Source organism: Umezawaea beigongshangensis, assembly GCF_016464305.1.
Taxonomy (GTDB): Bacteria; Actinomycetota; Actinomycetes; order Mycobacteriales; family Pseudonocardiaceae; genus Umezawaea_A; species Umezawaea_A beigongshangensis.
This window is the reverse complement of record NZ_JAEIOJ010000009.1, coordinates 113,155-126,608: the sequence shown is the minus strand read 5'-3', so window position 1 is coordinate 126,608 and position 13,454 is coordinate 113,155. Positions and strand designations below refer to the sequence as shown.

14 protein-coding genes are annotated in these 13,454 nt (G+C 72.3%); 7 read left to right on the top strand and 7 right to left on the bottom strand.

Annotation, left to right across the window (positions count from 1 at the left end; genetic code table 11):
* Nucleotides 1-13 precede the first annotated feature (13 nt).
* Together IMZ35_RS21985 and IMZ35_RS21980 are read right to left on the bottom strand one after the other, a co-directional pair.
* A complete protein-coding gene (locus tag IMZ35_RS21985) occupies nt 14-745 on the bottom strand; it encodes an IclR family transcriptional regulator (RefSeq protein WP_199443044.1) in 732 nt (243 codons plus the stop codon).
* A gap of 303 nt (nt 746-1,048) precedes the next feature.
* The gene (locus IMZ35_RS21980; protein ID WP_199443043.1) at nt 1,049-1,363 is read right to left on the bottom strand and encodes a hypothetical protein; all 315 of its coding nucleotides are present in this window, start codon (nt 1,361-1,363) and stop codon (nt 1,049-1,051) included.
* A gap of 69 nt (nt 1,364-1,432) precedes the next feature.
* Between IMZ35_RS21980 and IMZ35_RS21975 the strand changes: the two genes are divergently transcribed.
* Nucleotides 1,433-2,374 carry a DnaB-like helicase C-terminal domain-containing protein gene (locus IMZ35_RS21975; protein ID WP_199443042.1) on the top strand — a complete coding sequence of 314 codons (942 nt, stop codon included), beginning with the start codon at nt 1,433-1,435 and terminating at the stop codon, nt 2,372-2,374.
* A gap of 138 nt (nt 2,375-2,512) precedes the next feature.
* Here IMZ35_RS21975 and IMZ35_RS21970 read toward each other — a convergent pair whose 3' ends face one another.
* Both IMZ35_RS21970 and IMZ35_RS21965 read right to left on the bottom strand, forming a co-directional pair.
* Complete coding sequence (locus IMZ35_RS21970) at nt 2,513-3,013, bottom strand: S1 RNA-binding domain-containing protein (RefSeq protein ID WP_199443041.1); 501 nt, start codon at nt 3,011-3,013, stop codon at nt 2,513-2,515.
* Between the two features lie 61 nt (nt 3,014-3,074).
* On the bottom strand, nt 3,075-3,656 hold the full coding sequence (locus IMZ35_RS21965) for a TetR/AcrR family transcriptional regulator (protein ID WP_199443040.1): 582 nt from the start codon (nt 3,654-3,656) through the stop codon (nt 3,075-3,077).
* Between the two features lie 59 nt (nt 3,657-3,715).
* On the opposite strand from IMZ35_RS21965, the gene IMZ35_RS21960 reads away from it, so the two are divergent.
* Entirely contained in the window at nt 3,716-4,141 is a 426-nt protein-coding gene (locus IMZ35_RS21960; protein ID WP_199443039.1) for a DUF3995 domain-containing protein, read from the top strand.
* A 498-nt stretch (nt 4,142-4,639) separates the two neighbouring features.
* Nucleotides 4,640-6,622 carry an amino acid transporter gene (locus IMZ35_RS21955; RefSeq protein ID WP_199443038.1) on the top strand — a complete coding sequence of 661 codons (1,983 nt, stop codon included), beginning with the start codon at nt 4,640-4,642 and terminating at the stop codon, nt 6,620-6,622.
* Between the two features lie 190 nt (nt 6,623-6,812).
* Here IMZ35_RS21955 and IMZ35_RS21950 read toward each other — a convergent pair whose 3' ends face one another.
* A complete protein-coding gene (locus IMZ35_RS21950; RefSeq protein WP_199443037.1) occupies nt 6,813-7,070 on the bottom strand; it encodes a hypothetical protein in 258 nt (85 codons plus the stop codon).
* Between the two features lie 587 nt (nt 7,071-7,657).
* Here IMZ35_RS21950 and IMZ35_RS31505 point away from each other — a divergent pair.
* The gene (locus IMZ35_RS31505) at nt 7,658-7,792 is read left to right on the top strand and encodes a hypothetical protein (RefSeq protein ID WP_267877214.1); all 135 of its coding nucleotides are present in this window, start codon (nt 7,658-7,660) and stop codon (nt 7,790-7,792) included.
* A 320-nt stretch (nt 7,793-8,112) separates the two neighbouring features.
* Nucleotides 8,113-9,117 (top strand): adenosine deaminase, encoded by a 1,005-nt coding sequence (gene add, locus IMZ35_RS21945; RefSeq protein WP_199443189.1) that lies wholly within the window; start codon nt 8,113-8,115, stop codon nt 9,115-9,117.
* 72 nt (nt 9,118-9,189) lie between these two features.
* Here add and IMZ35_RS21940 read toward each other — a convergent pair whose 3' ends face one another.
* On the bottom strand, nt 9,190-10,164 hold the full coding sequence (locus tag IMZ35_RS21940) for a methyltransferase (protein ID WP_199443188.1): 975 nt from the start codon (nt 10,162-10,164) through the stop codon (nt 9,190-9,192).
* A gap of 278 nt (nt 10,165-10,442) precedes the next feature.
* Between IMZ35_RS21940 and IMZ35_RS21935 the strand changes: the two genes are divergently transcribed.
* Together IMZ35_RS21935 and IMZ35_RS21930 are read left to right on the top strand one after the other, a co-directional pair.
* Nucleotides 10,443-10,940 carry a MarR family winged helix-turn-helix transcriptional regulator gene (locus tag IMZ35_RS21935; RefSeq protein WP_199443036.1) on the top strand — a complete coding sequence of 166 codons (498 nt, stop codon included), beginning with the start codon at nt 10,443-10,445 and terminating at the stop codon, nt 10,938-10,940.
* Between the two features lie 203 nt (nt 10,941-11,143).
* Entirely contained in the window at nt 11,144-12,040 is an 897-nt protein-coding gene (locus IMZ35_RS21930) for an alpha/beta fold hydrolase (protein WP_199443035.1), read from the top strand.
* Nucleotides 12,041-12,270: 230 nt separating this feature from the next.
* Here the strand turns inward: IMZ35_RS21930 and IMZ35_RS21925 are convergent, their stop codons facing one another.
* Nucleotides 12,271-12,996: a dienelactone hydrolase family protein gene (locus IMZ35_RS21925; RefSeq protein ID WP_199443034.1), complete on the bottom strand. Its 726-nt coding sequence runs from the start codon at nt 12,994-12,996 to the stop codon at nt 12,271-12,273.
* Between the last annotated feature and the right edge of the window lie 458 nt (nt 12,997-13,454).

Sequence of the window (13,454 nt, the reverse complement as noted above, 5' to 3'; positions counted from 1 at the left end):
GCTTCACGGCGGTTCACGGTGAGACGGCCTCGCGAAGACGCGAGAGCGCCCTGGCGGCTGCACGAACCTGGTCCGCCAGTGGGGACAGCGGCCGGGACGCCGGGACGGACACCGACAGCGCCCCGGTGATGGACCCGCGGCGGGCCACGACGGGCGCGGCGGCGCAGCACAGCCCGGCACTCACCTCTTCGTGGTCGAAGGCCACGCCGGATCGGGTGAACCCGTCGAGGGCCGCACGAGCGCGTTTCGCGATCTCCCGGTCGGTCACGGAGGCCAGCACGCGCCCGCGCTGTTCCGGAGGGAGCCCCGCGAGGAGGACCCTGCCGACCGCGCTGCCGGCCGGCGGCTGAAGGCGTCCGACCTCCGAAGGGGCGACGTTCCCGTCCCGCCCCACGAGCTTGGCCACGTAGCAGACGGCGTCGTCGACCATGACCGCGAGGTGCACGGTCGCTCCCGTCCGTCGGTGCAGCTCCGCCAGGACGGGTTGACCCGCTGCGGCCAGTTGCGCTCCGGACCAGCGCGATCCGAGGCGGAACAGGCCGGAGCCGAGTGCGAACCCCTCGCCGACCCGCTCCACGGCACCGCGCGCCTCCAGCTGTGCCAGCAACCGGGACACGGTCTGCTTGGGTATACCCGTCGCGCGCGTGATCTCGGCGCAGCGCACAGGGGCACCGGAGGCCTCCAGAGCACCGAGGATCGAGAAGGCCCCGTCCAAGACCCCGCGTCCGAGCGACCGTCCGCTCATCGTCTCACCGTCCTTCCCCGTGCACTCCTGTCAGGAGGGTGGTCCGGGCTCCAGGACGAACGGAGCCGGACCGTCGGCACTTCCCGCGCTGTGACCGTCCTGCCGGTGCCGGCCGCGGGGCTGGCCCTGAACCTCCACGCCCTCGACGCCCAGCGTACGGCGACCTCACCGGCCTGGACGCGCGCACCGCTCTCGGCGACCGCACCTCGACGAGGCCGGGCCGACCCGTGTCGACCTCCTGGAGAGGAACCAGGTCGGCGGAGCGGGGGAGCGGACCGGACCGGTGGCGAGTCGACGATCGTGTCACGCGCATCGTCTGACGCCCCGAGTCGCCAGCGGCAAGCTCGACCCCGGAAAGTTCAACTCGTCGAGCCGGGTGCGCGACGTCGCTCTCGCGCACCCGCTGTCCACGACGCTCCCGAAATCGGCACTGTCGCTTCGAACCCCGAGTTGAACCGCCGGAGCCTCGTGCTGGTCGATCACATCGGTGAGTGCCGGCAGGACGCGAACCCGCGCGCCGACCCCGCGCAGCGCCGCCTTCCCGGAGCGCTCCTCGCGATCCGGCGTCGGTGTGGTGTGGTGCACCGCGTCGAGCGGCAGACGGACGAGAGGCACCACGTCACCGGCCTGGCGGATCGAGGTGAGTGCTGTGCGAGCCGCGTCTGCGGAAGTGGATATAAAGGCCGGGTGACAACTTCTTCCGAGGCAGACCCGGATCCTGCTGCCGCCCGCACCGAGCAGGTCGTCGAGTCGCACCGGGACGGGCAGTTCGACGACGTGCTCCGGGCGACGCTGGAGGAGTTGGACACCGCCGCCGGCCGCGGGGGCGCCGCGCACGACATCCCGACGGGCTTCGCCGAGCTCGACGCGGTCACGAACGGCCTGCCGCGCGGATCGCTGACCGTGATCGGGGCTCATCCCGGCGTCGGTTCCAGCACCCTGGCCCTGGACTTCCTCCGCAGGGCGGCCTTCCGCCACGACGTTCCCGCCGCTTACTTGTCGCTGGACGACACAGCGGAGGCGATCACCCGGCGGCTGATCAGCGCCGAGGCCAGGATTCGCCTCGCGGACGCGCGGTCGGGCCAGCTGACCGAAGCCGACCGGAGCCGCGTGGCGAAACGGATGACCGCCATCCAGGACAAGTCCGTCGTCATCACCCGCCTGGCCGACCCGGACATCACCGCCCTGACCGACACCGTCACGACGCTGGCCGCGGATCAGGACGTGCGGCTCGTCGTCGTCGACTCCCTCCACATGGTCACCGCTCGCCGCGACACGCCCTACGAGAACCGCGAACGCGAGGTCGCCGAGGTCACCCGGCGGTTGAAGCGGCTCGCCCTGGACACCGGCACCGCGATCGTCACCACCGCCCAGCTGTCCGTCAACCCCGGCCCCCGGCAACCCGTCCCGCCACCGCCGAGCCTCGCCGATCTCCGCGATTCCGGAACCATCGCCCACGTGGCCGACCACGTCCTGCTGATCCACCGCCCCGACGCCTGGGACCGAGACGACCCGCGGGCCGGTGAAGCCGACCTGATCCTCGCCAAACACCGGCACGGACCCACCGCCACCGTCCTGCTCGCCCAGCAACTCCACTACGGCCGCTTCGTCCCCATCGTCACGGGGTGACACCGCGAGGTGCGGACTCGCTTCTGGTGCCGGGTCGCAGAAGCACCGGCGGGTCGGTGACGTGTCTGCTCCCCGCTGCGCAACGCGGGCAGTCCGGCGTCGACGGCGATCAGTCCGGTGTCGGGGGCACGGCTCGGATCAGGACTGCGGGGCGGCGTGCCGACGCGAGAGCGTGGTGCGCCGTTCGACCGGGTCGACGTCCACGATCGCGACCCGGAGAGCCTGACCGACCTGGATGCTGCGCCGGAGATCGTCGGTGCGCCCGGCGAACAGGTCGGAGTCGTGCACCAGTCCTGCGAACGTGCGGTCCGCTTCTTCCACGCGCACGAACGCGCCGAACGGCACGAGTTCGGTGACGCGACCGAGGACGGTCTGACCGATCTTCGCGGCCAGAAGCGGTACCGGGTCGTCGTGCAGGTCCGTGAGCGACAGCGACACGCGTTCGCGGACCGGGTCGACGTCGAGGATCGTGGCGGTGATCGCCTGGCCGACGGAGACGACCTGGCAGGGGTGGCCGACGTGGCACCACGACAGCTCGGGAACGGTGATCATCGCTTCGAAGCCGCCGACGTCGACCGCGGACGTCTCGGCCGTCAGGTGGTCGACCGGGGTGAGGAGTTCCTCGATCAGGGGGTGCACCGCTCGTTCCGCCGTCCCGATCCGCCGCGGCGACACGTGGCGGAACGAGCCGTTGTCGTGATCAGGGCGGTGTGGTGTCCGGGATCGCGAGCACGAGGTGCTCCACGAAGTGGGTGAGGGCGTCGGGGTCGTCGGCGATCTCCGGTAGTGCCGTCGGGGTGGCTCGCCGGAGCTGCATCCAGCCGACGTACGCCGCGTACGCGCACGCGGCCTGGTAGCGGGCCTGCGGTGCCGGAAGGCCGAGTTCGGCGTACACCTCGGCGAGGAACGCGGTGCGGCGTCGGGTGACGCGGTGCAGCGCGGGCGCCACCACCGGATCGTCGGCGTGTGCCACGAGCGCGGGCTCCAGCCCGTTCGTCGGGTCCTCGGTGATGGCGATGCGGAACAGCGCTCGCAGCCGCTGACGGGGCTCGGCGATGCCGTCGACCCGCTCGATGACGGCCTCGGTGCCCTGCGCCTCCCACCACTCGAGCGCCTCGCGCAGCAGGGCGTTGCGATCGGCGAAGTGCCAGTAGAAGCTGCCGCGCGTCACACCGAGCCGGTGGGCGAGGGGCTCGACGGCCACGGCGCCCACCCCGCCCTCGGCCAGGGCGGTGAGCGCCGCGGTGAGCCAGTCCTGTTTCGAGAGCCGCTGCTTCGCCACCTTCCGTACGGTACTGTACGGAAAACCGTACAGGGGTGTATGGAGGATGGGAGGTCGTCGTGACCGTGTTGGCCCTGCTCACCGCCGTGGTGCTGCTGCTGGTCGGCGTGCTGCACGTCGTGTGGACGTTCTCGCCGTGGCCGCTGCGCACACGTGAGGACTTCGCCCGCCGGGTGGTGGACGTCCCCGTGGACAAGCTGCCGACGCCGGGGATGACGCTCGCGGTGGCCTCGCTGCTCTGCGTGGCTGCCTACCTGGTCGCCGCGCGGGCCGATCTGGTCGCCGTGCCGGGACCCCGGTGGCTTCCCGCCGCGGGTGCGGGAGGCGTCGCGGTCGTGCTCCTGCTGCGTGGCGCGGCCGGGCTGGTGATGTCGTCGCGTCGCGACACCGAGTTCGCCCGGCTCGACAGGCGCTACTACTCACCGCTGTGCCTGGGCTTGGCCACGTCCTGCGCGGTCCTCGCACTTCTCCACCCCGCCCCCTGATCGGCGGCGGAGCTGCGGAAGCTGCACGCGAGCCGGACGTCCGCCGTCGCGAGTTCCTCGGCCGCGACACGGCGTCGCGAGGGTGCTCGTCGGCGGACCGGCACAGCGGTGGTGGCGTTCGCGGTGCCGGAGCGCGCATTCCGAGCCGGTTCGCTCGTGGCCCCGTGACCGTTCCCGCCGGGACCGTCGCTCGTGAGCTGCCGCTCGGGGCTGGTGCCGGGTGGTGCGGTGATGAGCGGGCTGTGCGGGGGAGCCGGGCGGCCTGCTTCGGGCGAACCGGAGGCGGATCGAGTTCGACGGCGACCTCGGCGGAGCGGTTTTGACGCGATCTTTACGCCGAACGCCGCGATTTTCACCTCAGCGGAACTCGCGGGGAAGTTGACTGCCCGCTGTGTCCGGCCGGATCGACCCGGTGCGGCCCGGACCACCGCTGCACGCCCCGGTGTGCCACGGCCGCACCCCGGACCCGCCGGAGTGCTCACCACCAGGAGACTCTGCATGACCGACACACCGGAGTTCGCGCTCCCCGCGCGGGTGGACGGTCCGGTTCGGCCGTCCACGCCCTCGTCACGGCTGGGACGGTGGTTGTTGCAGCACCGGGTGCAGCCGGTGGGACCGGAGAGCACGGAGCAGCACACGACCCCGCAGGCGTGGTGGAAGGTCATGTGCCTGACGGGTGTGGACTACTTCTCCACCCTGTCCTACTTGCCCGGTATCGCCGCGCTGGCCGCCGGGGCCCTCTCACCGCTGGCCACGCTGCTGATCGTCGCGCTGACCCTGCTGGGGATGCTGCCGATGTACCGGCGGGTGGCGAAGGAGAGCCCGCACGGGCAGGGATCGGTGGCGATGCTGGAGAAGCTGCTGCCGTTCTGGCGCGGCAAGCTGTTCGTGCTGGTCCTGCTGGGGTTCGTCGCCACGTCGTGGATCATCACCATCACCCTGTCCTCCGCAGACGCCACCGTGCACGCGCTGGAGAACCCGCACGCCCCGGCGCTGCTGCACGGTCACGAGGTGCTGGTGACCGTGGTGCTGCTGCTGGTGCTGGGCGGGGTGTTCCTGCTCGGGTTCTCCGAGGCCGTGGGCGTGGCGATCCCGCTGGTCGCGGTGTTCCTGCTGCTCAACGCCGTGGTCGTGGTCGCCGGTGTGCTGGAGGTGATCTCCGGGCCCGTCGCGCTGGAGCGCTGGCTGGACGCGCTGACCGCGGGTGGCGGTGGCGTCGCCGGCGTCGTCGGCCCGGCGATCCTGGCGTTCCCGCTGCTGGTGCTGGGCCTGTCGGGGTTCGAGACCGGTGTGAGCATGATGCCCCTGGTGGCCGCCGACGGCGACACGGCCGGGCAGCGGCTGGACGACCGCATCCGCAACACCCGCAAGCTGCTCACCGCCGCCGCGCTGATCATGTCCGTCTACCTGCTCTCCACCACCTTCGTCACCACCGTCCTGATCCCGGCGGAGGAGTTCCAGCCCGGCGGACAGGCCAGCGGCCGGGCGCTGGCGTACCTGGCCCACGAACTGCTCGGCGAGTGGGTCGGGACCGCCTACGACATCAGCAGCATCCTCATCCTGTGGTTCGCCGGCGCTTCGGCGATGGCCGGGCTGATCAACATCGTGCCCCGCTACCTGCCCGCCTACGGCATGGCCCCGGACTGGACGCGCGCGGTGCGACCGGTCGTGCTGGTCTACACGGCGATCTGCGTCCTGGTCACGATCGTCTTCCAGGCCGACGTCAACGCCCAGGCCGGCGCCTACGCCACCGGCATCCTGGCCATGATGGTCTCCGCCTCGGCCGCCGTCACCATCTCGGCCGCACGACGCCGGCAGCGCGGCGCGGCGATCGCGTTCACCGCGCTGACCCTGATCCTGATCTACGCCCTGGTCGAGAACGTGATCGAGAAGCCCGACGGCATCACCATCTCCGCCTTCTTCATCCTCGGCATCATCGCCGTCTCGCTGGTCTCCCGCGTCACGCGCACCACCGAGTTGCGGGTGGAGCACATCGAGTTCGACGATGCCGCTCGCCGCTTCGTCACCGACTCCATCGCTCACGACGGCGCCCTGACCGTCATCGCCAACCGCCGTCAGGGCGGTGACGCCGCCGAGTACCGCGACAAGGAGGCCGAGCAGCGCGGCACGAACCCCGTGCCCGGCACGGCCGACGTCCTGTTCCTGGAGGTCGACGTCGTCGACCCGTCGGACTTCAGCGACGCGCTGGTGGTCCGGGGCGTCGACGTCGACGGCTTCCACGTGCTGCGCGTCGGCAGCCCCGCCGCACCCAACGCCATCGCGGCCGTCCTGCTCGCCCTGCGCGACACCACCGGTGTGCGACCGCACTGCCACTTCGCGTGGAGCGAGGGCAACCCCCTGGGGCACCTGTTCCGCTACCTCATCCTGGGACGCGGTGACACCGCGCCCGTCGTCCGCGAGATCATCCGCAGCGTCGAACCGGACCCCGATCGCCGACCCGGCATCCACGTCGGCGGCTGACCGCCGATCCTGCGGCGACCTGCTGCTCCGCGGGCGGGGGCGGGGAGGCGGCTCCGGGGCTCTTCCCCGAGCCGCCTCGACGTCCTGCGCGCCGGTCCGCGGAGGTCCGGCCAGCGGCTGTCGTGTTCGCGGGGCTCGCGGACCCGCCGCGAGCCCCGCCGCTCGCCTCCGGTCCGTTCGACCCGTGGTGTCACCGGCTCGTGGCGTCCAGCGCCAGCAGCAGCGACAGCGCCAGTTGTGCCGTGCCGATGGGAGTTCCGAGCAGGGCGGTCCAGTCCAGGCGGTAGTCGCGGTCCGTGGCCATCGACAGCACGCCGCACGTCACCGCCGCCGCGGCGACGGCGACGCCACCCACCGGGAACAGCCAGCTCAGCAGCGCCAGGCCCAGGCAGATCGGCCCCCACCAGGCCGACAGTCCCGGTCGGTCACCCGCGGGCAGGTAGCGCACCGAACACCTCACCCCCTTCCCGTGAGCCGGACCGCGATCGCTCGTGGCGCGAACACGGTCGTGATCACACGGTAGACGGTGGAGAAGACGGAGGTGCGGTCTCCGAGGCCGGGGTGGAGGTCCGCGTGGTGCAGGCGTGCCGCAGCGTGTGCCGGGAGGGTGACCGGACCTCTCCGACCGGCTCGCGCCGCGAACTCGTCGACGTCCCGCGCGCCGAGCTGGACGCGGCGGTGCGCCGGTCGCAGGACTCGAGGCGGGCCGTGCTGGCGCCGGAGACCGACCAGCGGGCGCTGGCACCGCCGACCGCACCGCCGCGGTGGTCGTCGGTGGTGAGGAGCGGCACCTGTTCGCGCTCAACCCGGTCTGGAGCCGGGCGAGGACACCGATCTGAGCACCGACGCGCGCACCCGTGAGCCACTGTGGACGCCCGCCGGGAGCTGTTCCCCGGCGACCTCGTCGGTTCCTCCGCGCCGTGCCCCCGGTGACGGGCCGGTCGTGCTGCGGAGGTGGGCGCGGCCTCTCACCGACTGCACCGTCGTGCTGCCCTCGAAACTCGCCCTGGCCCGGAGGTCACGCAGCCCGGTGAGGTGTCCAGCAGCGCCGGACGGGGCACGGTCGCCGACCGCGGTGGCGGGGGATCACCGCCCGACGGCGTGCCGCCCGTCCCGACCACGGGGAAGTTCAGCGCCGTCAACGCCAGCGGGGGCCGCGACCCGCCCTGATCGGCGACGTCCTCGGCGACTGGCGCGAAGAGGCCGTCCACACGGTGGACGGCGTTTCTCGCGTCGAGCACGGTCCTTCTGGCGTCCACGCCGCCAACACCGCGCCGGGCGAGCGCACCACCGGCGAGGACAGCACGAGAACGGCGAAGCGCAGCGGGAGTGCTGGACCACGGGAACACGGCTGGCTACGGTAGAACTCGTGCCGGAGTTCAAGCTGCCGCTGTACGGCAGTGACACAGAACGTGGTGACGCCGCTCCCTGGTCACCGCGTTTCACCTGACTCCGTCCGCCTCATTCCTCCCGGGGAGCTGTTCTTCGTGCTGCGTGAGTACATCCGTGCCCTGCCCAAGGTCGAGCTGCACGTCCACCTCGTCGGATCGGCGAGCGTCGACACCGTGTTGGCACTGGCGAAGCGCCACCCCGAGGCCGGGGTGCCGACCGACCGGGGTGAACTGGCCCGGTTCTACGAGTTCCGGGACTTCGACCACTTCCTGAAGGTCTACTGGGCCGTGCAGTCGATGCTGCGCGACCGCGACGACATCCACGTCCTCGTCGCCGGGCTGGCCGGCGAGCTGGCACGACAGAACGTGCGGTACGCCGAGGTGACCGTGACCCCGTACAACCACGTCCTCGACGGCATGGCGGGCGACGAGCTGCTCGCCGGCCTGGCGTCCGGCCGTGCGGAGGCACAGCGGGACCACGGTGTCGAGCTGGCGTGGGTGTTCGACATCCCCGGTGAGAAGGGCGTCACCGCCGGGCGGGAGACGTTGGCGTTCGCGTTGGGGGAACGGCCGGACGGGCTCGTCGCGTTCGGCCTCGCCGGACCGGAGGCGGGGGTGGGGCGGGCGCAGTTCGCGCCGTTCTTCACCGCCGCCCGGGAGGCGGGGCTGCACAGCGTGCCGCACGCCGGCGAGACCACGGGCCCCGCGACGGTGTGGTCGGCCGTGCGGGACCTGGGCGCCGAGCGGATCGGTCACGGCACGTCGGCGGCGACGGACCCGGCCCTGCTCGACCACCTGGTGGAGCACGCCATTGCGCTGGAGGTGTGCCCGACGTCGAACGTGCGGACCGGTCAGGTGCCGTCGATCGCGGCGCATCCGGTGCGACGGCTGCTCGGCCACGGCGTGGTGGTCACCCTGAACACCGACGACCCGCCGATGTTCGGTGCCACGCTCGAAGGCGAGTACCTGGCGGTCGCCTCGACGTCGGGGCTGCGGCACGCCGAGGTGGCGGCGTTGGCGGCGAACGGTGTCCGGGCGTCGTTCCTGCCGCCGGAGCGGAAGACGGAACTCCTGGCGGAGATCTCCGCGGTGCCTGCGGCGTGAGTGTCCCCCGTCGTGCTGCCCGCGTTCGGCGGCGGGCAGCACGACGGGGCCGTGTTCGGCGGCCGGGTCGGTTCACCGCGCGGGCGCGACCCCGAATTCCAGTGCCGTGCGCCCGTCGGCGACCTGTGCCGAGCCGCGGAGGACGAGTCCGCAGTCGGCGGCCAGCTCGGCCAGCTCCTCGACCGTGCGTTCCCTGCCGCCGAAGCACACCAGCACGAACAGGTTGATCGCGGTGCCGACGCCCTGGCCGCGCACCGGCTCGACGACGACCACGGTGCCGTCCTCCGGCGCGGCGGCCCGGCGGTACCCGGCCAGGATCAGGCGGGCGTGTTCGTCGTCCCGGTCGTGCAGGACGTCGGACAGCAGGTAGGCGTCGGCGCCTGCGGGCAGGGGATCGAAGAAGCTGCCGGCTGCGGCACTCGCCCGGTCGCCGATTCCGGTGGCCGCGAACCTCTCGGCGGCGGCGGCCGCTGCGGGCGCCAGGTCCAGAACCCGGCCCCTGACGCCTGGATGGGCACGCAGGATCTCGACGAGCAGCGGCCCGTCGCCTCCGCCCACGTCGACGATGGTGGGGAAGCGGCTCCAGTCGAAGCGTCGGGCGATCTGCGGCGCCTGCTCGCGGAACCGCCAGTTCATCTGGGCGTCGAACGTGCGCCGCAGTGCCGGTTCGGCGTCGAGGTCTGCCCAGAAGTCGCGCCCGTACCGGTGCGGGTAGGCGGGAGCGCCGGTGGTGACCGTCTGGAGGAGGTCGACGAAGGCGAGTTCGGCGCGTCCGCCGGCGCTGTTGATGTCGAGCAGGGGCTTGATCCCCGCCGGGGCGTCCCCGCTCATCTGGACTCCGAGCTGCGTGGGGCGGTAGCGGCCGGACCGCGGATCGAGTTCGAAGACGCCGATCGTGACCAGATGATCGAGCAAGCGTCGCAGTGCGGACGTCGCGGTCCCGGTCTCGGAAGCGAGTTGCTCGGCCGTGGCTCCGCTCCCCGCGCGCTCCACCAGGCCGAGCGTCGCGGCGACCCGGATGGACATGGGAGTGGCCAGATCGGCCATGTCGAGGACCGAGCGTGCTGCCGTTGGTAGGTCCACGGCCCGAACCTATCCACGGCAACCGGCTCTGGCGACCCGTTCGGCACCGCGCGCGGCCACCGCGGCGTTCTCGCGCGGACACCGCAGAGCGGGAGGCTGGCGCGACGGCCGCGTCCGTGTCCGCCGTGTTCGCGGAGCAGGCGGGCGCGGGGACACCCGCACCCGACGCGGCCCGGCAGGGTCGTGGCGGTCGGAACGGCGTCACAACGCACCATTTGAATTCGAAGCAGTAAACTGCGATCATGCCTGATTCGCCGCCGTCGCTCGACTCCGTGCAGCTCGGCGCCTACTTCGACCTCATCGAGGTGACCAGCCTGCTCCGCCACGCGGTCGAGCAGCAGTTGCGCGAAGCCGGCGACCTCAGCTACGTGCAGTTCCAGCTGCTGGCCCGGCTCGGGGACTCGCCGACGGGCGGTCACCGCATGACCGACCTGGCTGACGGCGTCGTCTACAGCCGCAGCGGCCTGACCTACCAGGCGGGGCTGCTGGAGAAGGCGGGTCTGGTCGTGCGCGCCCCTTCTCCGGACGACGAGCGCAGCGTCACCGTCACCATCACCGACGCCGGACGTGCGCTGCTCGCGCAGGTGTTGCCCGGTCACGTCGAGGTGGTCAGCAGCCTGCTGTTCGCACCGCTGTCCCGTGACGACGTCACGGTCCTCGCCCGTCTGCTGGCGCCGGTGCGCGACCACATGCGCTCGACGCCACCCCGCTCGGCCGCGCCCCGCCGCCGCTCGGACTGAACGCGACGACCCGGTGCACTCGCCCTGCTCCCGACTCGCGGTCGGCCGCCGCGTTCTCGGCCGGACGGCCGGAGGCGCGCAGCGGGCACCTGCGGCCGCTGGCACGACGTGGCCGCGGCGACGCTGAGCGGTGCCAGCCACACATTGCTTGCCCAGGCAAGGACAAAGAGGCTATTGTTGCCTGGGCAAGCAAAAGGAGTGTCATGACCACACCATCGACGCGCAGCGCGGTTCCCCCCGGCGAAGTCGCGGGACTGCCGGGCTTCCGCCACGAGTACGCGCACGTCAACGGCGTTCGCATCCACTACGTGCTGGGCGGCGAGGGTCCGGCCGTGGTCCTGCTGCACGGCTGGCCGTTCACCTGGCTCGAGTGGCGAGCAACGCTGCCCCTGCTGGCCGAGGCCGGGTTCACCGTCATCGCGCCGGATCTGCGCGGATCGGGGCACTCGGACAAGCCGGCCGGGCACTGGACCAAGCGGGAGGAAGCCGAAGACCTGCACCAGCTGGTGCGGTCCCTGGGCCTGACCGAGCTGAACCTGGTGGGCACCGACGTCGGGACCATGACCGCGCACGCCTGGGCTCAGGCCCGCTCCGGTGAGATCCGGCGACTGGTCCTGTCCGAGGCGTTCCTGCCCGGTTTCGGTCTGGAGGAGCGCATGAACGTGGCCACCGGCGGCCACTGGCACTTCGGGTTCCACGCTCAGACCGAACTCGCCGCCGAACTGACCGCGGGCCGGGAGGAGCAGTACCTCGAGAGGTTCTGGTCGCTGATGACGGCCGGCGGCATCACCGCTGCCGACCGGGCCGAACTGCTGCGTGTCCACCGGGCACCGGACGCGATGCGCGGCGGGTTCGAGCACTACGCCACCCTGGTCGAGGACGGCCGGGCCGCCCGCGCCGGTGCCCGCTTGAGCATGCCCGTGCTCGTGCTCAACGGTGAGCACGGCCTGCCGCAGCAACCCCTGCTGGATGGCGCCCGCGAGGCGGCCCGCGACGTGCGTGCGGACGTGGTTCCCGGCAGCGCGCACACCATCGGCGCGGACAACCCCCGCTGGCTCGCCGCCCGCCTGGCCCGCTTCTTCGGGCCCGACGCCGACTGACCTCCCTTCCCGGCACCGACAGTTCCAGGAGCACCGGGTGCGGGTCCTCGTCATCGGGGCGACGGGGTGCGCGGGCCTGGACGAGGGCGACGCGGTCGTGCACGCCGGGTGGACCAGGCCGATCCGGTCGGCGCCGACAGCCGTCCGATCGCCGAACTGCGGGCCGCAGCAGCAGCGTTCCGCGGCGCAGCCTCACCGTGCAGTGGGTGCCCGAGTGCGGATCGACCAGATCACTCCGTCACGGGCAGGCACTCGGCGAGCAGGTCGACGACGTCGTGCCAGGCCCGCTGCGCATGCCGCGGGTGGTGTCCGACGCCGGGGAGCACGGTGTGGTCGACCGGCGGGTGGTGGAAGGCGTGCAAGGCGCCGCCGTAGACCACGAGGCGCCAGTCGACGCCCGCGGCCTGCATCTCGGCCGTGAACGCGTCCCGTTGCGCGGGCGGCATGATCGGGTCTTCCGACCCGACCCCGGCCCACACCGGACAGCGGATGCGCGCCGCCTCGTCCGGTCGGCCGGTGGTCAGTCCGTTGACGGTCCCGATCGCGCGCAGGTCGACGCCGTCGCGCCCGAGTTCCAGCGCGATCACGCCGCCGGTGCCGTAGCCGACGGCGGCGATCCGGTCGGGGTCGATCCGCGGTTCGGCGCGCAGCACGTCGAGCGCCGCGTGGCCGATGCCCCGCATCCGGTCGGGGTCGGCGAGCAACGGCGTGCAACGGGCCAGCATCTCCTCGGGGTCGCTCAGATAGCGTCCGCCGTGGATGTCGAAGGCAAGCGCCACGTACCCCAGTTCGGCGAGGGTGTCGGCCCGGCGGCGCTCGACGTCGCTGAGCCCCGTGCCCTCTGGTCCGAGCAGCACTGCGGGCCTGCGGTCGGTACCGGCCGGAAGCGCGAGGTGCCCGCGCATCGTCAGGCCGTCGGCCGGGTACTCGACCGTGCGCGTGGTGATCGTCGTCATGGGAGCGGACGGTAGCGATCGACGGGCACGGTCGGGCCGGGGTTCGCCGCTGGCAGAACAGCGCGGTCTCCCTCTGGCCGCGCCAGAAACCTCTGAGGACACGGATGTTCCTCGGTTGCCGTTTCCCTGCTCCGACCCGAGCACGTGGGCGCTCGATCTCCTGGTGTCGTGCGGCGATGCGAGAGAGCGCTCGCGTCCTCGCTCCCCGCACAGCCCGCCCCCGTGCCGTCTGTCCCTGAGCGTGACGGGGGCGAGGAGTGTGGTTCCCCGCAGGACTCCGGTTCACCCCCGACCATCGAGGTCCAGGTGTGTCTGGAGTCCAACGTCCGGGGTCGAGGCCCGTCGGACCGTCCGGCGCGTACCCCGAACACCGCGGCGTGGCGCCGGTCGCCACGAGCACTGCACACTCCACGGACTCACCGTTGCTCTGAAAGAGGTGACCATCCAAGGGCTGAACG

Excerpts from the sequence above, each read along its gene's own strand:
- IMZ35_RS21935 (WP_199443036.1), top strand. The coding sequence starts at position 10,443 with ATGCCTGATTCGCCGCCGTCGCTCGACTCCGTGCAGCTCGGCGCCTAC.
- IMZ35_RS21925 (WP_199443034.1), bottom strand. The coding sequence starts at position 12,996 with ATGACGACGATCACCACGCGCACGGTCGAGTACCCGGCCGACGGCCTG.
- IMZ35_RS21955 (WP_199443038.1), top strand. The coding sequence starts at position 4,640 with ATGACCGACACACCGGAGTTCGCGCTCCCCGCGCGGGTGGACGGTCCG.
- IMZ35_RS21985 (WP_199443044.1), bottom strand. The coding sequence starts at position 745 with ATGAGCGGACGGTCGCTCGGACGCGGGGTCTTGGACGGGGCCTTCTCG.
- IMZ35_RS21930 (WP_199443035.1), top strand. The coding sequence starts at position 11,144 with ATGACCACACCATCGACGCGCAGCGCGGTTCCCCCCGGCGAAGTCGCG.
- IMZ35_RS21940 (WP_199443188.1), bottom strand. The coding sequence starts at position 10,164 with ATGGCCGATCTGGCCACTCCCATGTCCATCCGGGTCGCCGCGACGCTC.